The 25,574-nt window shown below is 64.4% G+C and carries 21 protein-coding genes and 1 pseudogene; 16 read left to right on the plus strand and 6 right to left on the minus strand.

Annotation, left to right across the window (positions count from 1 at the left end; translation table 11 throughout):
* Nucleotides 1-114: 114 nt before the first annotated feature.
* The gene (locus V7D81_RS18205; protein WP_324318897.1) at nt 115-573 is read right to left on the minus strand and encodes a putative hemolysin; all 459 of its coding nucleotides are present in this window, start codon (nt 571-573) and stop codon (nt 115-117) included.
* A 199-nt stretch (nt 574-772) separates the two neighbouring features.
* Here V7D81_RS18205 and V7D81_RS18210 point away from each other — a divergent pair, with 199 nt between their 5' ends.
* Nucleotides 773-1,537: an SDR family oxidoreductase gene (locus V7D81_RS18210; protein ID WP_324318899.1), complete on the plus strand. Its 765-nt coding sequence runs from the start codon at nt 773-775 to the stop codon at nt 1,535-1,537.
* Nucleotides 1,538-1,624: 87 nt separating this feature from the next.
* A complete protein-coding gene (locus tag V7D81_RS18215) occupies nt 1,625-3,181 on the plus strand; it encodes a transglycosylase SLT domain-containing protein (RefSeq protein ID WP_324318901.1) in 1,557 nt (518 codons plus the stop codon).
* 68 nt (nt 3,182-3,249) lie between these two features.
* Here V7D81_RS18215 and V7D81_RS18220 read toward each other — a convergent pair whose 3' ends face one another.
* Nucleotides 3,250-3,933 (minus strand): BON domain-containing protein, encoded by a 684-nt coding sequence (locus V7D81_RS18220; RefSeq protein WP_324318903.1) that lies wholly within the window; start codon nt 3,931-3,933, stop codon nt 3,250-3,252.
* Nucleotides 3,934-3,947: 14 nt separating this feature from the next.
* On the opposite strand from V7D81_RS18220, the gene V7D81_RS18225 reads away from it, so the two are divergent.
* The 5 genes from V7D81_RS18225 (at nt 3,948) to V7D81_RS18245 (ending at nt 10,434) form a co-directional block, all read left to right on the plus strand.
* Nucleotides 3,948-4,100, plus strand: a complete 153-nt coding sequence (locus V7D81_RS18225; RefSeq protein WP_324318905.1) for a DUF3309 family protein — start codon at nt 3,948-3,950, stop codon at nt 4,098-4,100.
* Nucleotides 4,101-4,362: 262 nt separating this feature from the next.
* Nucleotides 4,363-7,809: a response regulator gene (locus V7D81_RS18230; protein WP_324318907.1), complete on the plus strand. Its 3,447-nt coding sequence runs from the start codon at nt 4,363-4,365 to the stop codon at nt 7,807-7,809.
* Entirely contained in the window at nt 7,806-8,627 is an 822-nt protein-coding gene (locus V7D81_RS18235; protein ID WP_324318909.1) for a CheR family methyltransferase, read from the plus strand. Before V7D81_RS18230 ends, V7D81_RS18235 begins: the two co-directional genes overlap by 4 nt.
* Nucleotides 8,627-9,262: a chemotaxis protein CheB gene (locus tag V7D81_RS18240; RefSeq protein WP_324318911.1), complete on the plus strand. Its 636-nt coding sequence runs from the start codon at nt 8,627-8,629 to the stop codon at nt 9,260-9,262. The genes V7D81_RS18235 and V7D81_RS18240 overlap by 1 nt, the downstream gene beginning before the upstream one ends.
* Nucleotides 9,259-10,434, plus strand: a complete 1,176-nt coding sequence (locus tag V7D81_RS18245; protein WP_324318913.1) for a hybrid sensor histidine kinase/response regulator — start codon at nt 9,259-9,261, stop codon at nt 10,432-10,434. Before V7D81_RS18240 ends, V7D81_RS18245 begins: the two co-directional genes overlap by 4 nt.
* Nucleotides 10,435-10,441: 7 nt before the next feature.
* Here the strand turns inward: V7D81_RS18245 and V7D81_RS18250 are convergent, their stop codons facing one another.
* A complete protein-coding gene (locus tag V7D81_RS18250) occupies nt 10,442-11,497 on the minus strand; it encodes a helix-turn-helix domain-containing protein (RefSeq protein WP_324318915.1) in 1,056 nt (351 codons plus the stop codon).
* A 150-nt stretch (nt 11,498-11,647) separates the two neighbouring features.
* Between V7D81_RS18250 and V7D81_RS18255 the strand changes: the two genes are divergently transcribed.
* A complete protein-coding gene (locus V7D81_RS18255) occupies nt 11,648-12,337 on the plus strand; it encodes a class D sortase (protein WP_324318917.1) in 690 nt (229 codons plus the stop codon).
* 62 nt (nt 12,338-12,399) lie between these two features.
* Here V7D81_RS18255 and V7D81_RS18260 read toward each other — a convergent pair whose 3' ends face one another.
* A complete protein-coding gene (locus V7D81_RS18260) occupies nt 12,400-12,999 on the minus strand; it encodes an LPXTG cell wall anchor domain-containing protein (RefSeq protein ID WP_324318919.1) in 600 nt (199 codons plus the stop codon).
* A 342-nt stretch (nt 13,000-13,341) separates the two neighbouring features.
* On the opposite strand from V7D81_RS18260, the gene V7D81_RS18265 reads away from it, so the two are divergent.
* Nucleotides 13,342-14,433 (plus strand): Gfo/Idh/MocA family protein, encoded by a 1,092-nt coding sequence (locus V7D81_RS18265; protein WP_324318921.1) that lies wholly within the window; start codon nt 13,342-13,344, stop codon nt 14,431-14,433.
* Complete coding sequence (locus V7D81_RS18270) at nt 14,430-15,743, plus strand: Gfo/Idh/MocA family protein (protein ID WP_324318923.1); 1,314 nt, start codon at nt 14,430-14,432, stop codon at nt 15,741-15,743. Before V7D81_RS18265 ends, V7D81_RS18270 begins: the two co-directional genes overlap by 4 nt.
* A 90-nt stretch (nt 15,744-15,833) precedes the next feature.
* Here the strand turns inward: V7D81_RS18270 and V7D81_RS18275 are convergent.
* Nucleotides 15,834-16,034: pseudogene (locus V7D81_RS18275) on the minus strand (FAD-dependent oxidoreductase); the annotation flags it as partial.
* 249 nt (nt 16,035-16,283) lie between these two features.
* Between V7D81_RS18275 and V7D81_RS18280 the strand changes: the two are divergent.
* Nucleotides 16,284-18,614 (plus strand): hypothetical protein, encoded by a 2,331-nt coding sequence (locus V7D81_RS18280; protein ID WP_324318927.1) that lies wholly within the window; start codon nt 16,284-16,286, stop codon nt 18,612-18,614.
* A 59-nt stretch (nt 18,615-18,673) separates the two neighbouring features.
* Here the strand turns inward: V7D81_RS18280 and V7D81_RS18285 are convergent, their stop codons facing one another.
* The gene (locus tag V7D81_RS18285; protein ID WP_324318929.1) at nt 18,674-20,029 is read right to left on the minus strand and encodes a helix-turn-helix transcriptional regulator; all 1,356 of its coding nucleotides are present in this window, start codon (nt 20,027-20,029) and stop codon (nt 18,674-18,676) included.
* A gap of 254 nt (nt 20,030-20,283) precedes the next feature.
* Here V7D81_RS18285 and V7D81_RS18290 point away from each other — a divergent pair, with 254 nt between their 5' ends.
* The 5 genes from V7D81_RS18290 to V7D81_RS18310 all read left to right on the plus strand — a co-directional run bounded on the left by V7D81_RS18290 (nt 20,284) and on the right by V7D81_RS18310 (nt 25,500).
* Nucleotides 20,284-20,442 carry a hypothetical protein gene (locus V7D81_RS18290; RefSeq protein ID WP_324318931.1) on the plus strand — a complete coding sequence of 53 codons (159 nt, stop codon included), beginning with the start codon at nt 20,284-20,286 and terminating at the stop codon, nt 20,440-20,442.
* 185 nt (nt 20,443-20,627) lie between these two features.
* Nucleotides 20,628-21,032, plus strand: coding sequence for a GntR family transcriptional regulator (locus tag V7D81_RS18295; protein ID WP_324318933.1), 405 nt, complete (start codon nt 20,628-20,630; stop codon nt 21,030-21,032).
* A complete protein-coding gene (locus tag V7D81_RS18300) occupies nt 21,022-21,921 on the plus strand; it encodes an ABC transporter ATP-binding protein (RefSeq protein WP_324318935.1) in 900 nt (299 codons plus the stop codon). The genes V7D81_RS18295 and V7D81_RS18300 overlap by 11 nt, the downstream gene beginning before the upstream one ends.
* A complete protein-coding gene (locus tag V7D81_RS18305; protein ID WP_324318937.1) occupies nt 21,918-24,476 on the plus strand; it encodes an alpha/beta fold hydrolase in 2,559 nt (852 codons plus the stop codon). The genes V7D81_RS18300 and V7D81_RS18305 overlap by 4 nt, the downstream gene beginning before the upstream one ends.
* 1 nt (nt 24,477) lies before the next feature.
* The gene (locus V7D81_RS18310; protein ID WP_324318939.1) at nt 24,478-25,500 is read left to right on the plus strand and encodes a TraB/GumN family protein; all 1,023 of its coding nucleotides are present in this window, start codon (nt 24,478-24,480) and stop codon (nt 25,498-25,500) included.
* Nucleotides 25,501-25,574: the final 74 nt, after the last annotated feature.

The raw sequence follows: 25,574 nt of genomic DNA on the forward strand, positions 1-25,574 counted from the left end.
GACGCTTTCTCGTTATGTATGAACAGGAATAACGGAGGCGAAGTCTCGTCGAGTTGCGCGGCAAAGGGAACGCGGCCAGCGCGCTCAAGACATATCTTTGCCTTGGGCGGCCAGTTATCGGTTACGCGTGCACTCGCCGCGGAAATAGGCGTCCGCATCGCACTGCTTGCCGCCGGGCAACTGGCAGGTGCCTTTCTCGGTCGCGGCATCGTCGCCGGCAGTGACCGTGTACGTGCCGCCCGTGATGGCGCAATAGCGTCCCGCTTCGGTGGCGTATCCCGTGATGCGGCGGCCGCCGGCGGGGCATTCTCCGCGCAGCAATGCCCACTCTTCGCATTGATGGTTGTCTTCGAAAATGCAGACGCCGTACTCGTCGCCCCGGGGCGTTTTCTCGATGCGCAGCTGACCGCCCTGCTGAATGCAGTTCTCGGAGGCCGGATTGGCGCGGCTCACCGCCGGCGCCTGCGTGGCGGGCGACGACGGCACTGGCGCAGCCGGAGCGGCGGAACGATCGGAACACGCGCACAGCACCACCAGCATTGCGACGACGAGGAATGGATGCCCGGGATTCATGGCTTCTCTCCGACTGCAGTTCTTCACGAATATACGCGCGGCCATCGGCGGCGCGACTGCGGATTGCCGCTGCGGGCCGCTATCATGCGGAAACGGTAGGCCGCAAAGACCGCAAAAGAAGATCGCTTCCTTCTGACCTCTTTGCCTCTTTTATGCGGTCTTTTGCGGCTCTCATTCCTATGACCTCAGGGGGACACACATGCAACTCGCAGGCAAAGTCATCGCCATCACGGGTGGCGGCAAGGGAATCGGGCGGGCACTGGCTCGGCGGTTTGCGCGCGAGGGTGCGCGCCACATCGCGGTCGCAGATATCGATCTGCCGAACGCGCAGGCCGTCGCAGCCGAGATCGGCGGGTCCGCGCATCGGGTCGATGTCGGCAACGAAGCAGATATCGCGGCGTTCATCGAGGCCGTCGAGCGCACGCACGGCCCGATCGATCTGTTCTGTTCCAATGCCGGCATCGGCGTCGGGCAGGGGCTCGATGCGCCGGATGCGGCCTGGCAGAAAATGCTGGACGTGAATCTCATGGCACATGTGTACGCGGCGCGTCACCTGGTGCCGCGCATGATCCAGCGCGGCGGCGGTTATCTGCTCAACACGGCGTCGGCCGCCGGACTGCTGTCCCAGATCGGCAGCGTCACCTACACCGTCACCAAGCATGCGGCCGTCGGCCTGGCCGAATGGATCGCACTGACTCATGCCCACCAGGGCATCAAGGTATCGGTCCTGTGCCCGCAGGCCGTGCGCACCGACATGATCGCGGGGAACGAAGGCGACGTCGCGAGCGTGAACGGCATCATGGAGCCGGAAGAGGTCGCCGAAGCCGTCGTCGCCGGGCTGGCAGCCGGGAAATTCCTGATCCTGCCGCACGCCGAGGTCACCGAGTACATGCAGCGCAAGGTCGCGGATCGCGATCGCTGGATCGCGGGCATGAACCGGCTGCATCAGCGCTATCACCCGTAGACGCGGCAGACCGCCTTCCTCTACTACGGATGCGGCGCCGCAGGATCGGGAGAAATAATCCGCGCACCGTGACGACAGGAGAAGCGCATGCTGCGTCCCGTAGCGTTGATCGCGACGTGCCTTCTGGCCGGCTGTGGCGGCGGCGACGGCAAGGAAGCGGCGCCGGATACGACGGAGGCAGCGCCCCCTGCCGCGGTCGCTGCGCCTGACGATGCGACGACCCCGCCTGCCGCGAATGAACCGTCGGCTGCGACCGCTGCCGACGAACCCGCCGACGACCCTCTCGACATCACCCTGACCAATCGTCCCTGGCAGGGCGATCTCGACGCGATGATCGAACGGCGCGTCATTCGCATCCTCGTGCCGCACAGCAAGATGTTCTATTTCATCGACGGCGGCACGCAGCGCGGACTCAGCTACGAAATGATGCAGGCGTTCGGCGAGGCGGTGAACAAGAAGCACAAGCTGAAGAAGCTGCGCGTCGTGACGCTCTTCATCCCGACCTCGCGCGACCAGCTGCTGCCGCATCTCAATGCCGGCCTGGGCGACATCGTCGCGACGAACCTGACCGTGACGCCGCAGCGCACCGCGCAGGTGGACTTCGCCGCCCCGCTCGCGCAGGGCGTCAAGGAAATCGTCGTGACCGCGCCGGATGCGCCGGCCCTCGCGTCCATCGACGATCTCGCCGGACGGGAAGTGTTCGTGCGCCGGGCGTCGAGCTACTACGAGAGCCTGACCGCGCTGAATGACGATCTGCGCCGGCGCGGCAAGTCGCCGATCGTGCTGCGCGAAGCCCCGGCCACCTTCGAGGACGAAGACGTGCTCGAAATGGTCAATGCCGGACTGATCCGGTACACGGTGGTCGATCGCTATCTCGGCCTGTTCTGGGCCAATGTCTTCCCGGCCATGAAGGTGCGCGAGGATCTGGTGGTGAACGACGGCGGCGACATCGCCTTCGCCATCCGCAAGAACAGTCCGCAGCTCAAGGCGGAACTCGACGCGTTCATGAAGACTGTCGCGCGCGGCACGCAGTTCGGCAACGTCGTGCTGCAGCGATATCTGAAGGACACGCGCTGGGTGAAGAACGCGACGACCGATGCCGAGATGAAGAAGTTCGCCGAACTCGGCCAGCTGTTTCGCAAGTACGGCGGCGAGTACAAGGTCGACTGGGTGCTGATGGCCGCGCAGGGCTACCAGGAATCCGGGCTCGATCAGAAGGTCCGCAGCAAGGTCGGCGCCGTGGGCGTCATGCAGGTCATGCCGGCGACCGGCAAGGACCTCAAGGTCGGCGACATCCACAAGCTCGAGCCGAACATCCATGCCGGCGTGAAGTACATCCGCTTTATGATCGACGAGTACTACGCGAACGAGCCGATGGACGAGATCAACAAGGCGCTGTTCGCCTTCGCTTCCTACAACGCGGGACCGAATCGCATCCGCAGCCTGCGCAAGCTGGCCGAACAGCGCGGGCTCGATCCCAACAAGTGGTTCAACAACGTCGAGCAGGTCGTGGCCGAAAAGGTCGGCCAGGAAACCGTCCAGTACGTCAGCAACATCTACAAGTACTACGTTGCGTACACGCTCGTGCTCGAAGAGCGGGAAAAGAAGCAACAGCAGAAGGACCGCGTCGCTGCGCACTCATGACGCGCCTGACCCGGAACCTGCGGGAACGGCAGCGGGAGGACGAGCACCGCCCTCCCGCTGACGACTGACTACTGCTTCTTCGCAGGACTGCTCAGGCCCGCAGTCGTCGATGTCGCCTCCGGTCGCCGCGAGCCGGATGACGCACTGTCGAGGCCGCTGGCGCCATAGCCGGTCGCGAATCCCGGCTGCACGCGCAGCTGGTTGTCCACGTCCTTGACGCCGCTGCACTGCGAGACCAGTTCCTCGACCTCGAACTTGTCGCGACGGTTGTCGACCAGGCCGGTCAGCTTCACGGTGCCGCCGCTCACCGTCAGGGTGATCTCGCTGGCATCGATGCGCGGATCGTCCGAAAGACGTTCGCAGATCACTTCCTTCAGGCGTTCGTCGGAACGCTGATAGCCCTTGGGTCCCTTGCCGCGATGCGATTGCGACTGACTGCCGCGATCATTGCCGTATGCGGAATTGCCGTACGGGGATTCGCTGCCCCAGCGCCGGCCGGCGTCTTCGCCGTAAGTCCCCCGACTGCCGCCGCCGTAGCCGCCATAGTCGCCGATGCCTTCGGTCGACCGGCCGTAAGCTGCGGTGTCTTCGCGCTCGAAGTCGCGTCGGTCGTTTTCGTAGTCTCGATGGAACTGGCCGTGCCGACGCGGTTCGCGCTGCGATCGCAGGTGCCGTGATGATCGGCCGCGTCCCTGCGGAAACTTGTCATGCCCGACGCGAATTGAGCGGGCGTCACGACAACGTTCATTCACTCAAAGGAGTCTGCATGGGCACCCTTCTGTTGATCATTCTGATCCTGCTGCTGATCGGTGCGGTTCCGGCCTGGCCGTACAGCCGGGGATGGGGCTATGGACCGAGCGGCCTGCTGGGTGTGGTCCTGATCGTGCTGATCGTGTTGCTGCTGATGGGAAGGATCTAGAAACGGGCCGCCGGGAGTTCCCGTGGGAGCGGGAACGCCCGATACCGAGACCGTCGTCGACGGCGCCGCTGTCGGCGGAACCTTTACAAGCACCCACGCGTTGCACGCCGCGGTTGCGGGAGGACCGCCATTTCCGGCCATTTCCGGCAAGTGCGGCTCGTCCGGCTTGCGGATCTCGAGTTCAAGTCCCGACAGCCCGTGCCCCGACCCATGCCCCGACGCCTCCCGTACCATTGGCGTCGAGATTCCTCGGACTACAACAATGACAGCCAACGAAGCCGCTGCCGACATCCATCACGTTCATTCCCGACTGCCGCTGCCCTGGAGCACGTTCGTCGGCTTCGTGCTGCAGATCCTGGCCACGCTGCTGATCGGCATCGCCACCTACACCACGCTGCAGAGCCGCACCGAATCGCGCGAACTGGTCGCGCATACCGTCGAAGTCAGCAGCGCACTGCGAAATCTGCAGGCCCTGTTGATCGACGCCGAAACGTCGCAGCGCGGCTACCTGCTCACGGGCGATGAAACCTACCTCGAGCCTTTCTCCGCGTCGGCATCGAATGTCACTGCCGGCCATCGGCGGCTGCAGCAACTGGTGTCCGACAATCCGCGCCAGCTGGAACGGCTCGCTACGCTGCAGGAACTCATCGATGCCAAGTTCGCCGAACTCAACCGCACGATCGAGCTGCGCCGCGCCGGCAATGTCCAGGACGCGATCGCCGCCGTGCGCACCGACCGCGGCCGGACCACGATGGACCAGATTCGCGAGTACGTGGCGACGATGGTGCAGGACGAGAACACGCTCCTGCAGCAGCGCGAAGCGGACTGGCAGCAGGCCTCGCAGTTCTCCGTCTTCGTCACGGTCGGCGGCGCGATGCTGCTGCTGGTGCTGATCGCCGTGTTCGCGACGACGTCGTCGCGCGACTATCGACAGCGTGAAATGGAAGGATGGCTGCGCATCCTGTCGATGCAGTTCGCCACGCGCCTGCAGGGCGAGAACCGCCTCGGCGTGCTGGGCGAGTCGGCCCTGTCGTTCCTGGCGCATTCGCTCGGCGCCCAGGTCGGCGCGATCTACATCGCCGGCAGCGACGGCAATTTCCGTCGCGTCGCGGGCTATGCGCTCGCGCCGGAGGCAGCCGAATCGCTGCTGCGGCCCGGCGACAGTCTGCCCGGACAGGCAGCCCGCGATCGGCGCACGCTGCAGGTGTCGGACCTGCCGGCGAACTATCTGCCGGTGTCCTCCGCCCTCGGCCAGACGGCGCCGCGCGAACTGCTGATCGCCCCCGCAATGACGGAAGAGGACGTGCAGGCCGTCATCGAGCTGGGATTCCTGCAGCGAACCACGCGCGCTCATCGCGAACTGCTGGAGCGCACGTCGGAATCGCTGGCGCGCGCGGTGCGCGCCTCCAGGGATCGCACGCGCCTCGAAGACCTGCTGGAAGAAACGCAGCGTCAGGCCGAAGAACTGCAGACGCAGCAGGAAGAACTGCGCGTCAGCAACGAGGAGCTGGAGGTCCAGACCAGGGCGCTGAAGGAATCGCAGGCGCACCTCGAAATGCAGCAGCTGCAGCTCGCGCAGAACAACACGCAGCTCGAGGAATACACCCAGATGCTCGAGCAGCAGCGCGACGATCTCACGCGCGCGCAGACTGTGCTGAGCGAGAAAGCCGGCGAACTCGAACGCGCCAACCAGTACAAGAGCGAGTTTCTCGCCAACATGTCACACGAGCTGCGCACGCCGCTCAACAGCTCGCTGATCCTCGCGAAGCTGCTCGCCGACAACCAGGACGGCAACCTCACCGCGGAGCAGGTGCGGTTCGCGAGCAACATCTACTCCGCCGGCAACGATCTGCTCGAACTCATCAATGACATCCTCGATCTGTCCAAGATCGAGGCGCGCCAGATCGACGTCAAACGCGAAACGATCGGCATGCAATCGCTGCTCGACAACATGCGCCAGACTTTCTCGCCGCTGGCCGAGCAGAAGTCGGTCGCATTCGAGATCGACGTCGCTGCCGATGTGCCGGTGGCGCTCAGCACCGATTCGCAGCGCCTGCGCCAGATCCTCAAGAACCTGCTGTCGAATGCCCTGAAATTCACGATGCAGGGTCACGTGCGGCTGAGTGTGTTCGTGCCCGAGGGCGCGGATCGCGCGGACTGGATCGGTTTTGCGGTCGAAGACACGGGTATCGGCATCGCGGCGGAACAGCACGGCATCATTTTCGAACCGTTCCGGCAGGCCGACGGCACGACCAACCGTCGCTTCGGCGGCACCGGTCTCGGCCTGTCGATCTCCCGCGAACTGGCGGCGCTGCTCGGCGGACGTATCGAACTGCAGAGCGTTCCCGGCGCCGGCAGCACATTCACGCTGCTCATTCCGCAGACGATGCCGCTGCAGGAGCGTGCGACGCCGGCGTCGCCGCCCGCTGCGCTCTCACCGGGCACGGCGCACAGTACACCTGCACGACGCGCCGCGAAGTCGGCGGCTCCCGCGGACGTACCGCCGGCGGCGGCAACGAGCGGTCGCATCCTGCTCATCATCGAAGACGATCCGGCGTTTGCCGCCACGATCGCGACGCTGGCCAGCAGCTTCCAGTTCGACTGTCTCATCGCCTCGTCGGCCGACGAAGGCATCGACATGGCGTTCCGTCACCGGCCCACGGCCATCGTGCTCGACATCCGGCTGCCGGATCACACCGGACTGTCGGTGCTCGACCGCCTGAAACACAACCCGGCGACGCGCCACATCCCGGTGCAGGTGATCTCCGGCTTCGACTATTCGCAGACGGCGCTGGAAATGGGCGCGGCCAATGTGCTCAAGAAGCCCGTCGACCGCGAACAGCTCATCACCGCGCTCGCCGCCCTGGAGAGCAAGGCTGCACAGGAACAGCGCAATGTGCTGATCGTGGAAGACAACCGCCTGCAGCGCGACAGCATCGAGCGGCTGCTGCAGTCGGAGCTGGTGCGAACCGTCGCCGTGCCCACGGCGGCGGAGGCCCTCGGGCAACTGCAGAAGATGACCTTCGATTGCATGGTGCTCGATCTGTCGCTGCCCGATGCCTCGGGCCTGGAGCTGCTGCAGAAGATGGCGGAGGACGACTCCTACGCCTTCCCGCCCGTGATCGTGTACACCGGCCGCTCGCTGTCGGCCGACGAAGAGCAGCAGCTGCGCCGCTATTCCAAGTCCATCATCATCAAGGGCGCGCGTTCACCGGAACGGCTGCTCGACGAAGTCACGCTGTTCCTGCATCGGGTCGAAGCTTCGCTGCCGGCCGAACAGCAGCGCATGCTGCGCGTCGCGCGCAGTCGCGAATCGGTGTTCGACAAGCGCCGCATCCTGCTCGCGGAGGACGACGTGCGCAACGTCTTCGCCATCAGTCGCGTGCTCGAACCGCACGGCGCGCTGCTGGAGATCGCGCGCAACGGCAACGAGGCACTGGCGACGCTGGAACGCCGCAAAGACATTGACCTCGTGCTCATGGACATCATGATGCCGGAGATGGACGGGCTCGAAGCGATGCGCCGCATCCGCAGCCATCCGGCGTTGCGCAACCTGCCGATCATCGCGTTGACGGCCAAGGCCATGCCGGACGACCGCCAGCGCTGCCTCGACGCCGGCGCCAACGACTACATCACCAAGCCGATCGACATCGAGAAGCTGCTGTCGCTGCTGCGCATCTGGATGCCGCCGCCCGGAGCACCGCGTTGAGGCCGGAGGTCACAGACCTGGAAATCCGGCTGCTGCTGGAGGCGATCTATCAGCGCTATCACTATGACTTTCGCCAGTACGCGATCGCTTCGGTGCGCCGGCGTCTGCTGCAGGCGCTGAGCGGACTGCATTGCGACAGCATCTCGGGCCTGCAGGAACGCATCCTGCACGACCCGCACATGTTTCCGCGCCTGCTGGCCTATCTCACGATCCAGGTGACCGACCTGTTCCGCGATCCCGAATTCTTCCTGGCGCTGCGCCGGCAGGTGGTGCCGATCCTCGCCACCTATCCGTCGCTCAAGCTCTGGATCGCCGGCTGCAGCACCGGCGAGGAAGCGTATTCGTACGCGATCCTGCTCGCCGAGGAAGGCCTGCTCGATCGCACGCTCATCTACGCCACCGACATCAACGACGACAGCCTGCGGCGCGCGCAGGCCGGCATCTACCGGCTGGATCGCCTGCAGCAGTTCATCCTCAACTACCGCGCCGCCGGCGGACAGGGCTCGCTCGGCGACTTCTATCATGCCGATGCCGACAACGCGGTGATGTCGCAGGAACTGCGGCGCCGCATCACGTTCGCGGATCACAGCCTCGCGACCGACAGCATCTTCTCGGAAGTGCAGCTCGTGTCCTGTCGCAACGTGCTCATCTATTTCGATCGCGAACTGCAGGACCGCGCGCTCGGTCTGTTTGCCGAGGCGCTGTGTCCGCGCGGTTTTCTGTGTCTCGGCACCCGGGAGTCCGTGCGGTTCTCCGCCCACGCGACGCGCTTCCAGGAGATGGGAACGGGACAGAAGATTTTCCGGAGGATCGACTGATGAGCGGCGCACTCGGGGTACAGGGCATCGCACCCGGACCGGCGGTCGCCGCGCTGCTGATCGGCGGATCGGCCGGCGCATTCGATGTGCTGCGCGCGATCCTGCGCTGCCTGCCTGCCGCGCTGGATCTGCCCGTGATCGTGGTGCTGCATCTGTCGTCGCGACCGCCCGACGGCCTGCCCGAACTGCTCGCAATCGATTGCGCCTTGCCGGTGAAACAGGCCGAAGACAAGGAGCCGCTGGTGCCGGGCACCGTCTACGTCGCACCGCCCGGCTATCACCTGCTCGTCGAGTCGCATCGCGCCTTTGCGCTGTCGGCCGATGCGCCGGTGCATTTTTCGCGACCGTCCATCGACGTGCTGTTCGAATCGGCGCGCGACACGTACGGCGCGGCCATGATCGCCATCCTGCTGAGCGGCGCCAGCGTCGATGGCGCGGCCGCCATGCAGGAGATTCACGCCGCCGGTGCGATTACCATCGTGCAGACGCCCGCGTCTGCCGAAGCCGGGGCCATGCCACTGGCGGCACTCGCTCTGTTCCAGCCGACCTTCACCGGGTCGCCCGATGACATCGTGCGCCGGCTGCCGGCACTGCTGGCACGTTCCACGACGGTCAGCTCACGGAGTCCGTCATGACCGACCGATCGAAAATCCTCCTCGTCGATGACATCGAGGAGAATCTGGAGGCTCTCGAAGCGCTGCTGCGGCGCGAGGATGCCGAGATTCTCTTCGCGCGTTCCGGCACCGAAGCGCTCGAACTGATCCTGCAGCACGAGTTCGCGCTGGCCTTTCTAGACGTGCAGATGCCGGAGATGGACGGCTTCGAACTCGCCGAACTCATGCGCGGCGCCGAACGCTCGAAGTACATCCCCATCATTTTCGTCACGGCCGGCACCGGCGATGCGCAGCGCGTGTTTCGCGGCTATGAATCCGGCGCGGTGGATTTTCTGCTCAAGCCGCTCGATACGCATGCGGTCCGCCACAAGGCCGATACGTTCATCAGTCTCGACCAGCAGCGCAAGCGCCTCGCAGACCAGTTCCGCCAGCTGCAGCAGAGCGAAGCGCAGCTGCGCGAAGCCGTGCAGGCGCGCGAGGACGTGCTGGCCGTCGTCTCGCACGACGTGCGCAATTTCCTGCAGGCGATCAAGAGCGGCGTGCAGCTGCTGAGCCGCCGGCCGGAGAAGCTCAGCGAGGACGTCAAGGCCGCGATCCACAGCCGCCTCTCCAGCACGGTCGATTTGATGAGCCGCGTCATCGCCGACCTGCTGGACATGACCAACATCCGCAACGGACACATCGCCGTGTCGATCAAGCCGGAGCTGGTGGGCAAGGTCGCCAGCGAGGCGGCGGCGGTTCACGAGCCGCTGGCCGAGGCCAAGGGCATCCGGCTGATGCTCGACTGCGACAATCCGAACGATGTCGTGCACTGTGATCGCGAAAGGATCCTGCAGGTGCTCGCCAATCTGCTCGGCAATGCCATCAAGTTCTGCCGGCATGGCGACACGATCGGCATCGCGGCGCGGCGCTGCGAGGACGAGGTGCAGATTTCGGTGACTGATTCCGGACCCGGGATCGATGCGAAGGATCTGCCGCTGGTGTTCGACGCCTACTGGTCCGGCTCGCGCGAAGGACGGCACGGTACGGGGCTGGGCCTGTACATCACCAAGTGCATCGTCGATGCACACGACACCCGCATCTGGATCGAGAGCGAAGTGGGACGCGGCACGGCCGTGCATTTCACCCTGCACCGGATCGATCCAGCGGGTTCGCCGCCGCGCGGCGGCACGGCCGTGACGGAGAGCTGCTGAGCGTTGCTCAGGCGCCTTGCGCCGCCGGCAGCGGCGCGTGCGAATGGAAGCGACGCGAGGCGTAGTTCATCCAGGAACGGATCGCGTCGGCTTCGAGTGCCAGTGCCGGCGCCGCATCGCGATGCGGCCGCCAGTTGCGCAGCGTGTCGGAAGGCGTCTCGCCGTACAGCGCGCGATAGTTGCGCGAGAACAGACTGAAATCCCACACGCCGAAGCGCGCGGCAATCTCCGACACCGTCCGCGCCGGCCCGGCCTTCATCAGCGCCGTACGGATTTCCTGCAGCTGTCGCGCCCGCAACAGCCGCACCGGCCCCACGCCGAAATACTCGTGGAACACATTGCGCAGGGTGCGCTCCGACACTTCGGCGACCCGGCACAGATCGCCCACGAGAATCAGCTGTCCGGTGTTCTCGCGGAAATGATCCAGACAGCGCGCGATCACACGCTCGCGCGTCACGCGCGGACGGCCGGCACGGGACGGCTTCACGCAGGTGCTGGCATGCAGCAGCTGTCCGGTCGCGATGAGAATTTCCTCTTCCGCCGCCGCGAGCGCGGCGGGATCGTCGACATTGATCGAATCGCCTCCCGAGCACAGCAGCGCGACCAGCAGACTGACCCGGCGCAGGGCGGCCGAATTGGCCGTCACGCTGGTGCGGCTCAGCATCGCCGCACTCCACTCGGCCGCGTCCCTGAAGTGCACGTCCTCGCCGAACTGCAACGGCACCGTCACGCCCGCCCAGCGGGTCGCATCGAGCGACGAATAGGTCAACGGCCGGTCATGCCGGATCAGGATGAAGGAGTCATTGCGCAAGGATTCGCCATCGATGCGGATGGCGGTGGGATCCGTCAACGGAATGCCGACGGTCAGGGCCGCGAAAGCCTCGCCGTCTCCGGCAAACGTCGCCGGGGCACCGACCTGCAGCTGTTGCAGATGCAACCGGCCGACCCGCATGGGATCGATCCACCAGGTTTTGTCGGATCGCGCGGTCGGGAGGTAGCGGCCATCGAGGCCGCTGATGGCATCGGCAAACTGGTCGTAGTCGCTGAAAACGCACCGCACCATGACATTGCTCTTCCCTGCCGGCGGGCGTCGAAGCTAGCGCACTTTTGTGCCGGTTTGCCACCTCGTCCCGTCGATCGGCGTTCGCCGATAGGTAGTGACCGAAGCCACCGATGCGACCCAGCGACGCTGCGGTAGGCTACCGGGATGCGCGTGACACGAGTTCTGGAAATTTTCTGCTGGACCGCCGGCGGTCTGTTGCTGGCGACCTATGCGGGCGTACGCGCGTGGTCGGCCTACGCGAGCGAGGATGGCATCGATGCGCTGCGGCAGGCACGCGATGAGCACGCCGCTTACGTGCAGCAGATCGCCGCTGCAACTCCGGCCCCGCCGGCTGCAGGCGGCGAAGCCAGGACATTGCAGACCAGCACGCCGGATACGTCGCTGTGGAACGCCAGGCGGCTGCAGGAATACAAGGAAACGCTCAGTCACAAGGGGGTTCCGGAAGGCGTGCTGCGCATTCCGAAACTCAAACTGGAAGTACCCGTCTACGAAGGTACGAGCGACTTCACGCTGAATCGCGGCGCGGGCCGCATCGAAGGTACCGCCGACATCGACAGTGCCTCGGGCAACATCGGCATCGCCGCACATCGCGACGGTTTCTTCCGACCGCTCAAGGACATCGCAGTCGGCGACACCCTGCTGCTGGAAACGTTGACGGCAACGCGCGAGTACCGCGTCACGCGGCTCGACATCGTCGACCCGGACAACGTCAGCGTGCTCGCACCGACGACGTCGGCGACGATCACGCTCGTCACCTGCTATCCGTTCTACTTCGTGGGGTCGGCGCCGCAGCGCTTCATCGTGCACGCCCGGGCGGAACCGCAGACGGCGGGCGGCTGAACCGGCGACACCTCCTCCCTGCAGGGAGGGACAGGGAGAAGGTGCGCGGTTGTTCGCAACGATCAGTGCTTCTTCTTTCTCGCGATCGTGAAGCCGGCACCCAGGCCCAGCATCATCAGACCGGACAGCGCTACCAGCGGCAGATCGCCGGCGGTATGCGGCAGGACCGCCGCTGACTGTTCGGGCTCACGAATGACTTCGCGATAAACGATCGGCACGACGACGTACTGGGTCTGCGGCGTATCGTTCTGTGCCACCTGCGCGACGAACTGATCTTCCGGCACGTAGAACTGCAGACTGTCACCGCGCTGCAGATCGGCGACCGGCGTTTCCTTGCCGTTCACGTACAGCGTCGTGTTGGCCGGCGGCGTCAGCGTCAGCGTGTCGCCATCGCGGAAATTGATCCTGAGCTGCTCGCCGCGATTGATGTTGCGTTCGACACGGCCGGCGAACTTCACATAGGTCTTGCCGTTGCGCTCTTCGACCGCCTGGCACGCCTTGGCAATGTTCGGATAGGCCTTCAACGCTTCCGCCGACCACTGGATTCCCGGGCAATCCTTGCTGACGGTGGTGAACGACCGGTCGACGCTCGTCTGGGCGAACGCCGATGCCGCGAGCAACGACGCGACGACGCCACTGAGTAAGAGACTGGGTCCGCGCATAGTCTGATCTCCTGCTTGGTTATCTATTGATTGCAAAGTCGGACGCGTTCAACTGAGGCAGTTCCCCGCGTGAGCCTATGGTGTTCGCAACGACGCACCGCGCAAATGCGAACTTGGGGCCAGCGCTCATGCCCCTGCTACTTATTAGACGCCGCGCGAAACGCATGGAATATCGGCAGAAACCGGGGGTTTGGCGCGTCGACGGAAATTCGGCAATAAACATCCGTCGCCAAGGAACCGCGACTGTGCCCACCGCGTTCTGGCCCGAGTCGTGCAAGTCTGCCGCCAGACTGCCCAGGGCCACGACAGAAGCAGAATGTCGATTCGATCAGCGGTGGACGAGTGACAGTATTTCGTTGGGGCATCTTCGGCACGGGCGCCGTCTCGGCGAAATTCGTCGCGGGGCTCGCCGCAGCGCGCGACATGCAGGCGACCTTCGTCGCTTCGCGATCACACGAGAAGGCGCAGCGCTTCGCAGCAGCGATGAACATTCCGCGCGCGATCCAGGGCTATGCGCAAGCAGCGACCGAAGGCGGCGTCGACGCGGTGTACATCGCGACGCCGCCCTCCGAACATGCAGCGCACGCGTTGATGTGCATCGAAGCGGGACTGCCGGTGCTGATCGAGAAACCGCTGGCCTGCGCGGCGAACGATGCCATCCGCATTTCCGAAGCGGCCCGCACGCGATCCGTGTTCGCGATGGAAGCGATGTGGACGCGATTTCTTCCAGCCGCGCAGGCCCTGCGCGAGAAGCTCGACGAGCGCGCCATCGGCGATGTGCGCTGGGTCAGCGGCAATTTCGGCACCTCGCAGATTCCGCAGGCTGCCAACGGCATGTTCAATCCCGCGCTCGGCGGCGGCGCCGTCGCGCATCTCGGCGCCTACGCGCTCTCGCTCGGGCAATGGCTGCTCGGCACGCCGACGCTGGTGCAGGCTACCGGGACGATCGGCTCATCGGGCGTCGATGAAGACGCCGCCTTCCAGCTGCGTTACGCAAGCGGCGCGATCGGTTCGTTCTTCGTCAGCCTGCGCGCCTGGGCGCCCGATGATTTCCACGTGCTGGGTACGGAAGGCATGCTCGGCGTGCGCGGCTCCATCGTTCGCCCTTACGGACTCTATCTTTCGCGCGAGGCGCCGCGCGGCCATGAGGAAGCGCAGTTCGGCTGGAAGGCGCGCCTGCGCCAGCATGGGCTGATCCATCACCTCGCCCAACGCACCGGGCGGTCGAGCCGCAGCCGCGGCACGCTTCTCGATCATCGCTACGCCGGCAACGGCTATCACTACGAAGCGGAAGAAGTGCGCGCCTGCATCGGCCGCGGCGACATCGAAAGCAGGATCATGCCGCTCGACGACAGCATCGCCGTCGCCGCGACCTCGGAAGCGATCCGCAACAGCATCCATCGGCAGGCAGCGCAGGGAATCGGCCAGGCATGAAGATCGCGTTCGTCGGCTGCGGCTATGTGTTCGACATCTACATGCGCAGCAAGTGGGCTTATCCGGAACTCGACGTGTGCGGCGTCTTCGACATCGATGCGGCGCGGCTGGCCGTCGTGTCGAAGCACTACGGCTTTCATGCCTACCCGAGCTACGAGGCGCTGCTGGCCGATGCGCGCGTGGAGATCGTCGTCAACCTGACCAGCATCCATTCGCATTACGACGTCATCAAACGCGCGCTCGAGGCCGGCAAGCACGTGTATTCGGAAAAGCCGCTGACGACTGAACTGGAACGCACGCGCGAACTCGTCGAGCTGGCGAAGTCGCGCGACGTGGTGTTCACCGGCGCGCCGCCGAACCTGTACTCCGATTCGATCTGCACGCTATGGAAGGCCGTGCGCGACGGCGCGATCGGCAAGCCCGTGCTCGTCTATGCCGAGCTGGACGACAATCCCGCACATCTGATGCAGCTCGACAAGGTACAGAGTCCGACGGGCGCGCCCTTCCCTTACGCCGAGGAACTGCAGGAAGGCTGTACGGTGGAGCACGTCGCGTATCACCTGGTATGGCTGTGCGCGATGTTCGGGCCGGTCACATCCGTTACCGCCTTCTCGAAGCATCTGGTGGCGGACAAGAAAACACCTGCGCCGCTGTCGCCGAACGACACTGCAGATCTTTCCGTCGCCTGTCTCGACTTCGCCAATGGCGTCGCCGCGCGCGTCACCTGTTCGTGGGTGGCGCCGCGCGATCACCGCTTCCGCGTGATCGGCGAGGAAGGCGAGATCACGGTCGACAACATTTTTCACGATCAGTCGCCAGTGCGGCTCGAACGCTTCTCGCGCGTCAGTCTCAGCGCTCGCAAGGCGTACACCGTGCGCACGCATCCGGCCATCGGACGCCTGGTCGGCATCGGCGGACGACGCCTGCCGCTGGTGCGGCGCTGGAAATCGCATGGCGCGGAAGAACGCGCCGTCGGCACCTCGCTCAAGAACCGCTTCGTGAGCTGGCTGCGGCGACGGCAGGTCTATGCGACCGACAAGTTCGTCGGGCTTGCCGAAATGACGCGCGCCCTGCAGGAAGGCCGGCCACAGCCGATGTCGCCGGAGTTTCTGCTGCATCTGAACGAACTCACACTGATGATTCAGCGCGCGGGTCCGCAGGGGACGGCGAGGACACCGGCCACCACGTTCGCGCGCTTCGACTGGCTGCCGGACACGATTGCGCCTGCGCCTGACTACCGCGCGAGCTATCGACCGAAGTTCTTCGAGAACCTGCTGGCCGGCGTGGTCGCGGCGCTGCACCGGCGCTGAGCCCCTTCACCCTGGCGCTCCTATCGTTAGCTCCTGCCGCAGCTCACACCCCTGCAGGAATCGTTCGTCGTGCGAGACGACGACCACCGGCCACTTGATCGCCTTGACGGGCATTCCCGGCCCAGCCCACGGCGACGCATAGCCGGGCGAAATCTCGCCGGCATTCGCGTAGCTGGTTTCGGGCGCAGCGCCGGGCTGCAGGTCGATGACGCGCACTTCGTGGCCGGCTTTCGCGAGATACCATGCCGACGTCACGCCGATCACGCCGCTACCCAGCACGATGACTCTCATGCGCGCCTCACCGTAGTCTGTTGGCCGCGATGATCCCTGTGTGTGCGCGCCTTCACGATTTTTCCTGGCCCTCCATGAAGCGAATTGCGAGCGCGACGTCACAGTTCGTGTCGATCGTTGCGCAGCCGTTCACAGTTTCATGACGGCCACCGCGTGCATATCCAAAATGGGCAATGCCGCTGCCCCGCGTGCTCCTTACCTTTTGCGCGGCCGCAAACGAGCGGTCATGAACTCTGGTAGGACACGAACGTGAAGACGAGAACTTCGAAGCGAATCGCAGCGGTCACGCTCGCGTTGCTAGCCTCAGCTCAGCTGGCGGGATGCAGCGGCGCCGATGATCATTCCAATCCGACGCCTCCTGCAGGCGATAGCGGTACTGGTGGTACGGGCGGCACGGGTGGTACCGGCGGCACCGGCGGAACAGGTGGCACCGGTGGTGATACTGGCGGCACTGGCGGAACGGGTGGCACGGGCGGCTCTGGTGGCACCGGTGGCACAGGCGGCAGCACGCCGGGCGCGCGGGCCGAAGGTTTCTTCATCGACGCACCAGTCGCAGGGCTCTCGTACACGACCAGCTCGAACCTGACGGGTCTTACCGACGCGGCGGGTCGTTATGAATACAACGAAGGGGACACGGTCACCTTCTCGCTCGGCGCACTCTCGCTGGGCACGGTCACCGCGCAGGGCATCGTCAACCCGATGACGATTGCGCGGGCGGTGACGACGGATGACGCGAGTGCCGAAAATGTCGCGACGAATCTGCTCGTGCTGCTGCAGTCGCTCGATTCGAACGGCAATCCGGATGACGGCATCTCCTTCACGAGCGAGATCCGCGCAGCCGTCGGCGCCAATGCCGTCGACCTGGGGGCCGCAGAGGGTGCCTTTACCACGTCGATGACGAATCTCGTGGCGGCCGTGAGCGTGGCCGCACCGCAAGCGATACTCAATCAGGTTGATCGCGCCGAGGCAGTGGCTCACTTCCAGAGCCAGGGGCCGGGTTCGCTTGCGGGTGTCTACGTGCGCGCGAATGAGAACTTCGCGCCGATCACACAGAAGGCCGTGACGCTGACAATCTTCCGCAGTGGTGTCTATCTGCTGGGCGGTCAGCACAACGAGCCCCTCTGCAACCTCTCGGAAGGCGCCACTGCTGTCAACGCAACGGCCTTCAGCGATGCGAACGGCAACGGCATGGAGTTCGGTCGCTACACCTGGGATCCGCTCACCAACGCGTTCAATGTTCCCAAGGCGCAGATCATTCGTGAGACCGACGGCTACTGCGGTTTCAACGAGCCTGTCACCGGTGCAACGAACGACACCACGATTCTCGAAATGACCGACAAGGGTCTGGTCTTCAAGGAGGCCGACGGAACGGTGTCGTATCGCTTCGTTCGCCTGCAGCGCGAGGCGCTGACGCTGGCCGGCGCATGGGTCGGACCGACTGCGCTGATGCAGGGAGTTCCGTTCACGCTCACGTTTTTCCCCTCGACCGAAGATGGCCTCACGGGCCGTTATCTGCAGGTCGAATCAGCGCCCCCGCATGCAGAGGACGACGCGAGCCCCGGCATCGAGGAAGGTTGCTACAGCGTGGATGCCAACGACAATCTGACGGTCACGCTCGACACGGCGGCCTGTGCCGATGCAATCGACACGAACAACACCGCAGGCGTCTCGAACCACCTCACCGGCGTCCGCCTGTTCATCGATGAAAACGACCGCCTGGTCTTCGACGCGGGTGATGGCGACATCACCGGTCTCACACGCCTGCCAGCGCCCGCAATTACCCACGAAGCCCTGGCCGGAGCATGGATCGCGCAGTTCGATCCGGATGTCGAGCTGGCGGACCAGGAAAGCCTGTTCATGCTGACGATGTTCGAGGACGGAAGTTACCTGTTGGGCGGCCAGGAGAATGATGCCAGCTGCGTTCCCCACGACTATCCCACCGGCAACCTGGAGGCGAACGGCAATGGGCCGGAGTACGGCGAGCTGTCGCTGACGGCCAGGCCGGGTCTCGTCGTGCCGGCGAATGTCATCGTCGACACGAACGGTGAGTGCGGGCTGTTCCACAACGGCAAGACCGGGCCGAATGGCCAGCCATTCCAGCAGGCGTATTTCTTCGCGCCGAATGCTGCAGGCGATGCACTGGTGCTGTGGGCGAACGACGAGCCGGATCCGTCGGGGATGATCTTCAAGCGCGTGCCTTCAGTGCCGAACGAAATCTGGGGTGCGTGGCGCTGGAGCCGGACTGGCGCAGCCGACCATCAGTTCGCAATCTCCGCATACCTGCAGTTCCCTGGCGGCTCGCGTGATGGCGTGATGTTCGAAGTCTCCACGCTGCCGGACGAGTCCGACGAACACCTGGGTGTCGGCATCCTGCGCGAGGCGTTCGATTGGGATAGCCCGAACATGTCGTCGTACCGTTCCACGTATGAATTCTGCGTCGACACGGAAAGCGGCGAGGACTCGTGCGAATCCAGCGACGACCCGCTGGAAGAGGAGTACTTCGTCAACGGCGACATCGTTGAAGACGATGAGGACGACTACGGGAGCATGCGACGCATCCCTGCGGGTAACACCGACTGATGCGGGCGATAGTTCGTTGACGTGAGACAGCAAGGCCGGCGCAAGCCAGCCTTGCTCATTTACAGCTCGCCGAGTCGCGCGACGAGTTCGACCTGGCGGCTGACGCGCAGCTTGGCAAGCTGGCTCTTGATCTGCGAGCGAACGGTGCCCACTGCCACGCCGCGTTGCTGCGCAATCATTTCCGTCGATGCGCCGCGCGCCAGCAGCAGGGCGATGTCCGTCTCGGCTGCGGTAAAGCCATAGAAGCCCTGCAGTATCGCGGCCTTCCGGGCCTCGGCGCCCTGGGAGCTGCGCGCCACGATCAGCACACGCGGTCCGGACAGGAACGACATCGCATTGGAAGGAAGCGGCATGACGTCGAGCACCAGTGGCGCAGACTCTTCGCCGCCGTGCACGACGACGGTTCGCGACGACGGCGCGCCTGGGCGGCGCAGTCCCAACGCAGCCGCATCGACGGCATCGTTGAGCATCCGGTCATCTTCGTCGTGGAACGCGCGAAGTTTACTGTTGCGCAATGAAAGACCGCGCTGTCCGCGCACGATCGCCTCGGCCTGGGCCGTCGACGCTTCGACCGAGCCGCTGCGATCGCAAACGAAAGCCGGCAGCGACATTGTTTCGAGCGTGCCCGCGACCAGCTTCGCTCCCTGGCCCGCGAGCGCCATCTGCATCCGCACAGCGGCGCGAACGTGCGGTGCAAGGGTGGAGAACACCGTGCGCGCGGGCGCCTCGATGTGTCCTTCCTTCTGCGAACGCAGGACGGCAAGTCCAACCAGCAGGTCGGGATTTCGGTCGAGTGTTGTGAGGCAGATGTAAGGAATGTCCCAGACGCGCGCGAATTCATCGTAGTGCGGATGAATCGCATGCTCTTCAGGTGTCATGAAATCACGTTCCACCCTCGTTGCCAGCAAGGACGCGCCCATGCCGGCGGCGACGCGCGGATTGACCGCGGGATCGCCGATGCGAAGGGCCTCAGCGGCCACATGAATCCCCGGATCCATGTTCGTGATGAGGTTGATCGGGATCGACGCATTGCCGCTGATGGCAATCAGCTCCCCGCTCCTCGATCCGGTGGCCGCGGCGAGCTTGCCGAGGGCGGATTCCCAGCGACTGTTGTCTACGGCCGCGCTGTAGAACTCATCCGCAATCGCCAGCCAATGCTCGTTGGATGAAAGCATGATCTCCGTGGGTCCCGCTTGTTGTCCCGTCGCCGTGTTGTCGTTCTGGTGGGCGACCTGATTATCGGGCACTGTCCGCACGAGTTTACCCGCGCGTACGTGAGGCGAGTCACAGCAATTGTCATTGCTGCGCGCGCATCGGGAAATCCCCGAGTCAATCCCTGAGTCGTCTCTGCGAATCCTGCTCGCAAGCTGAGCACGAACCGGAGGACAATTCCCGACAGGTTCCAGGATTGCCATCGTCGAGCTTCCCGTGAACAACAAGAGGTGAACGAATGCCCGCCCGTCGGCGGATAGGAATTTCAATCCACCTGCCCGATTCGCATCGCGGGTCTTCTGTTGACCCCGGACGGCTGGTCAAAGCCCCTGACTCCGCAAATCCGGCCCGGATGCCACTCGTCAGGGATCGTTCTGCCCGCAAACCCCACGCCGAGCGGGTCCACCACCGCTGAATCCACCCCCTCACCCCGTGCGCCGTGTCGTGCAGCGGCGCAATGATCGTCAGCAGTATGGACATCGGCACACGCTTCCAGGTCAACGAGATGACGACGCTGCACCTCAACGTGCGCAATCTCACTGACGAGAAATACATCGCAGATGCCTATCCGGAGGGCGCTGGTTGTTCTTCGGCGAGCCACGCTCGATCTCGTTGATCGCGGAGCTGGATTTCTGAGCCGAGCAGGCTTGGTCGTGGGGCCAGGCCTGCTCGGTACAAGCCACCGGATTTGCCACGATCGCCGAAGAGCCGCATCGACGAACGATGGAGGTTCCAGCTAAACGCTGCGGTTTACGCGAGCCCATCCATGTGTCACAGTAATGATGTGACACTGGAGGACTCATGGTCCCGTTCAAGCTCAAGCTGATTCCCGGCGAGTCGATCTTCGACCAGGTGGTGTTCGCGGCGACCCGCTCCATCCTCGCGGGCGAATTGAAGGCCGGTGAGGCCTTCCCCTCGGTGCGCGTGCTGGCACTGGATCTGAAGATCCATCCGAACACCGCCCACAAGGTGGTGCAGCACCTCATCCAGGAACGCTGGCTGGTGGCCCAGCCGGGTGTCGGCACCCTCGTGGCGCAACCGCCGAAGGCACGCGCGGGCGATCGCAAGCGTCTGCTCGAAGACGAAGTCGAAAAGCTCGTGGTCGAGGCCATGCGCGTGGGCGCGGGGCTCGATGAAGTGCAGCAGGCGGTGGAAGACACCTGGACCGAGCTGCGCGGAATCAAAGTTGTCTCGAATGATCGTTGAGACGCGGGGCCTGACGAAGAAGTTCGGTCGCTTCGAGGCGGTCGAAGACCTGGATTTGCGCGTACCGGAAGGCTCGGTGTTCGCGCTCATCGGACCCAACGGCGCGGGCAAGACCACCGCGATCCGACTGCTGATGAACATCCTGCGGGCCGACCGCGGGCAGGCCCACGTGCTCGGGACGCCGTCGCACCGGCTTGAGCCTGCCGACTTCCAGCGCATTGGCTATGTTTCCGAGAGCCAGAAGCTGCCGGAGGCGCTCTCCCTCGCGCACTACTTCGAATACCTGAGCAGTCTCTATCCGGCATGGGATCGCGTGCTCGAAACGCAGCTTTGCGCGCAATTCGAGCTGCCGTCCACGCGCAAGGTCCGGCATCTCTCCCACGGCATGCGCATGAAGGCGCTGCTGGTGGCCGCGCTCGCCTACCGCCCCAAACTACTGGTGCTGGACGAGCCGTTGAGCGGCCTCGACACACTGGTGCGCGATGAAGTGGTCAATGGTCTGCTGCAGCAGGCTGCCGACACCACCATCCTCATCTCCTCACACGAGCTCGCGGAGATCGAGAGCTTCACCACCCACGTGGCGTTCATGCAGAACGGGAAGCTGCTGCTGCAGGAGGCCATCGAGGATCTGCAGGCGCGCTTCCGCGAAGTGCACGTCACGCTTTCGGCGGTGAAGGAACTACCGCAGCCGCTGCCGCCGGGCTGGCTGCTGCCGACCATCAACGGTCACCGGCTGCGGTTCATCGCTACTCACTACGAGGGAGATGGACCGCTGTACCAGGAACTGGCCCGACACTTCGGCGCCGTCAAGATGGAATGCGAGCCGATGTCCCTGCGCGCGATCGCTAACGCGCTCATGCAACAGCACAAGCGAAATTCCGCAACATGAATCTTCGTATCGTCGCCGCCATCCTCAAGAAGGATGTCCGCTGCCTCTATCCAATGATCCTGATGGTGGCTCTGCTGTTCGCGGGTGACCTCCTGCTCATGCGCCTGGAGCTGGTGCCCGCGTGGACCGCCATGTTCCGGCAGCCGGTGTTATTGCTGGCGGGCACGGCCCTCATTCTCGCGGTGTTTCAGCTCGACCCACCTGACAGCCAGACACACGACTGGCTGTGCCGGCCCATGCCCCGGGCGGAATTGCTCACGGCAAAGTTGTTGTTGCTGTTTACCGTGCTGCGACTATCGCAGGTAATCGCGACGCTGGTGATCGAACCGACGCTTGGATCATCCATGGCGGAGACTCTGCAGAGAGCGCTGCTACTATACGACTCGAACGGGACACCCCTCTTCACTCATGTAGTGGCCGTCTTGCCGCTACTGCTGATCACTGCGCTGGTCACCCGCACGCTCTTGCAGGGGATTGGCGTGGTGCTCGGGCTGTTCATTTGCGCGTTCGTGATTCCCACGCCCTTCGTGACCGCGCCGGGACCATTACAACCCGCCATCGGCGAAGCGTTGTTCGGCGTCGGCCTGGGCTGGTTCACCACCGTCCCGGGTACGCTGGTGGCGTTCGTGCTGTTCGGCTTGGCCTGCTGGCTGGTTTGGTGGCGGCGGCGTATACGGGCTGCAAGGGTTGTGCTGGTCGTCACCATGCTGGCCCTTGTCTTGCTGACGCTGCTCCCCATGTGGCTGCTTCCCTGGAAGACCGTATACGCAGCACAAACCGCGCTCGTGCATCCGCAAGCGCTACCCGCGCCCGACACCAGCGCTATCTACCTTCGTAACCTGCGTACCTGCTTCGCCGCGACCCGCCTACGTGATCTCGCGGCGGATCCAGCATTCGCAGAGGCCCGCCGAGCCGTCAGCGTGCGGGACTGGACGCACGAGGACCAGGCCGTGGCGGGACCGGAGTCCGTCGTCTTCCTGACGTCCATCGAACCACGGCGACTGCCGCCCGACTGGCGCGTGGGTCTCACCTACGTATCAGCGGAGTACTCGTCAGGGTCGGGCTCGCCGCCAATCTACTCGTTGCGGCCCACCGCGTACGAAACCGAAGGCGATAGTTTGTCCCATGCCTGGGTTCTGCCCGAGCCCGCCGTGAGTCAGTTGAGCAGCGAGCCGCAGGTGGAATTCAAGCTGCGCTACTACCTCGCGCTCCTCGAGCCGCATGAATTCCGGCTGCCTTCGGACGGGCGGCACCACGCTGTCCCAAAGCTCGGCTACTGCAGCGCGAAGCGCGATTCGACGGGGTATTTCATCAATGTGAGCTGTTTCTCCGGCTTCGATCAGCCGGCGCAGGTCAGCGCCGAGCTCGAGGACATTCCCGCGAGTCGTGTCTACGGCCTGCCGGACTATTCGCCGCGCTGGGCGCGCTGGCCTTTCGGCCAGAGCGTCAAGCTACCTATTGGCTCGCCTTGGCTGACGAAGAGTGATCACGTCACCGTCACCGCCTGGACACTCGCGGGCTATGTCGACGAGTCGCTGGAGTTGCCGGGCATCCTGGGCAACGACACGCGCACCTGCCCACTGCCCTCATCTGAAGGGAAGCACTTCCAGCAAGCGCTCTGGCGCGACAGCGCCAAGCACGAGGCAACTTCCATCACCGTAGACAAGGGCGTTCAGCTCGAAGTGCTGGACTTCGGTGGGCAGGGCTCGCCCATCGTGTTGCTCGCGGGCCTTGGCGCCACGGCGCACAGCTACGACGAGTTCGCACCGATGCTCACCCGGAAGCATCGAGTGATCGCGATCACCCGGCGCGGCACCGGCTACTCCAGCAGGCCTAACTACGGTTTCGACACTCCCCTGCTCGCCCATGATGTGCTGCAGGTGATGGACGCGTTGAAGCTGGAGAGAGCACTCCTGGTCGGCCACTCGATCGCCGGCGAAGAGCTCACGTGGCTGGGCGGGCATCACCCGGAGCGATTCCACGGGCTCGTCTACCTGGATGCAGCCTACGACCGTTCCGGCAACGCGGTGAGGAAGTCCCGCCAGAGCGTACTCAGCCGCAGCCTCCCGCCGGAACCGCCCATCGCGCCCGAGGCGATGCGCAACTACCAGGCGATGAGCGCACTGCTCGCCGAACGTGGGCATGTGCGGCTGCCGGAAGGCGAGCTCATCGCCATGTGGAACGTCGACAAGCCCTTTCTCGCCGGCATGCCGAACCTGGACGTGCGAGCGCAGCAGGCGATTGTCGCGGCGGTTGAGGCGCCGGATTACGCGGCGATCAGCATTCCGGCGCTGGCTATCTATGCGATCCCTGATCCAGGCAAGGCATTGCCACCCTGGTACGACATGAAAGATGCGGAGTTGAAGGCGACGCTCGAAGAAATCGGCCGCCTCAGCAACGGCACCCGGCGCAAGAACATCGAACTATTCCGGCACGGCGTGAGCCAGGGTGAGGCGTTGGAGATGCCGAAGGCGACTCACTGGCTGATCCAATCCAATCAACAAGAAGTGCTCGAGGCCATCGAGACGTTCAGCCGGCAATTGAAGGACCGATGACATGCGAAAGGCTCTGACTACCGCGCTGATGCTGATCGGCGCCATGACGGCGACCGCGGCCGATGCTCCGATGGCCGAATCACCGATAGAGACAGTCGTCGTCGCGGGTGAGTACGCGGGACCCGGTATGTGGCAGATCACGCATCCTGACCATCCGGGACACACGCTCTGGATTGTCGGTGAACCGCCACTGCTTCCCAAGGGGATGCGCTTTCGTTCGCAGCAAGTGGCGCACGTCGCGTCGCAATCGCAGGAAATTCTCCAGCGGCCGGGGTTCTCGCTGAATCCTGACGAAAAGGTCGGCGTGTTCCGTATGCTCACCCTGGTGCCGGCGGCGTTGAAGTTGCGCAGGAATCCCGACAAAGCCACGCTGCAGGAACTGATCCCGCCCGACATATACGCGCGCTGGCTGGTGCAAAAGAAGCTCTACCTCGGTCGCGATTCTGGGGTGGAGAAAATGCGGCCCTTCCTGGTGGCCGAAAAGCTACGCGAGGCGGCGATCAAGGAATTGCGGCTTGGACTTGGCGGGTCTTGGCCCGAAGTCTGGGAGCAGGTTCGGACGAAGAAGATTCCCGTTACGACGCCCACCCTCGAATTCACCTTCAAGACGGATGATCTTCGTCGTCAGCTCAAGGTGTTCTCGCGCGAGAAGCTCGCCGACGAGGAATGTTTCGCGAAGACAGTCGAGCTCGCCGAGGCCCTGTCAAACAAACAAGTGGAAGAGGCGCGTGCCAGCGCGTGGGCCACGGGCGATCTCGCCAAGCTGCAAGAATTGCCGCCGCTGCCTGATCCCGGGCCTGCATGCGAGAAGGCCATCATCGATTCGCTGGCGATGGTTACCCCGGTCCCCACCAATCTGCGCGAGCAGATGGACGAATTGTGGTTTGCGGCGGCAGGCAGAGCCTTGACGAAGAATGAGAGCACGCTTGCTTTCGTGCCGATGAGCAATCTGCTTGGGGAAAATGGCTATCTTGAGAGTCTGCGCAAGCGCGGCTACGAAATCCTGGCGCCTGGCGCCGAGTAGGTCTCGTTTGCTCCGCAAAGCGGATAGGAATTTCAATCCACCTGCCCGATTCGCATCGCGGGTCTTCTGTTGAC

Source organism: Povalibacter sp., assembly GCF_036735925.1.
GTDB lineage: Bacteria > Pseudomonadota > Gammaproteobacteria > Steroidobacterales > Steroidobacteraceae > Steroidobacter.

Coding starts and splice junctions, on each gene's coding strand:
- V7D81_RS18240 (WP_324318911.1), top strand. CDS start 8,627: ATGAGCGGCGCACTCGGGGTACAGGGCATCGCACCCGGACCGGCGGTC.
- V7D81_RS18305 (WP_324318937.1), top strand. CDS start 21,918: ATGAATCTTCGTATCGTCGCCGCCATCCTCAAGAAGGATGTCCGCTGC.
- V7D81_RS18300 (WP_324318935.1), top strand. CDS start 21,022: ATGATCGTTGAGACGCGGGGCCTGACGAAGAAGTTCGGTCGCTTCGAG.
- V7D81_RS18295 (WP_324318933.1), top strand. CDS start 20,628: ATGGTCCCGTTCAAGCTCAAGCTGATTCCCGGCGAGTCGATCTTCGAC.
- V7D81_RS18270 (WP_324318923.1), top strand. CDS start 14,430: ATGAAGATCGCGTTCGTCGGCTGCGGCTATGTGTTCGACATCTACATG.
- V7D81_RS18245 (WP_324318913.1), top strand. CDS start 9,259: ATGACCGACCGATCGAAAATCCTCCTCGTCGATGACATCGAGGAGAAT.
- V7D81_RS18210 (WP_324318899.1), top strand. CDS start 773: ATGCAACTCGCAGGCAAAGTCATCGCCATCACGGGTGGCGGCAAGGGA.
- V7D81_RS18290 (WP_324318931.1), top strand. CDS start 20,284: ATGATCGTCAGCAGTATGGACATCGGCACACGCTTCCAGGTCAACGAG.
- V7D81_RS18260 (WP_324318919.1), bottom strand. CDS start 12,999: ATGCGCGGACCCAGTCTCTTACTCAGTGGCGTCGTCGCGTCGTTGCTC.
- V7D81_RS18205 (WP_324318897.1), bottom strand. CDS start 573: ATGAATCCCGGGCATCCATTCCTCGTCGTCGCAATGCTGGTGGTGCTG.
- V7D81_RS18225 (WP_324318905.1), top strand. CDS start 3,948: ATGGGCACCCTTCTGTTGATCATTCTGATCCTGCTGCTGATCGGTGCG.
- V7D81_RS18215 (WP_324318901.1), top strand. CDS start 1,625: ATGCTGCGTCCCGTAGCGTTGATCGCGACGTGCCTTCTGGCCGGCTGT.
- V7D81_RS18285 (WP_324318929.1), bottom strand. CDS start 20,029: ATGGCAATCCTGGAACCTGTCGGGAATTGTCCTCCGGTTCGTGCTCAG.
- V7D81_RS18310 (WP_324318939.1), top strand. CDS start 24,478: ATGCGAAAGGCTCTGACTACCGCGCTGATGCTGATCGGCGCCATGACG.
- V7D81_RS18250 (WP_324318915.1), bottom strand. CDS start 11,497: ATGGTGCGGTGCGTTTTCAGCGACTACGACCAGTTTGCCGATGCCATC.
- V7D81_RS18230 (WP_324318907.1), top strand. CDS start 4,363: ATGACAGCCAACGAAGCCGCTGCCGACATCCATCACGTTCATTCCCGA.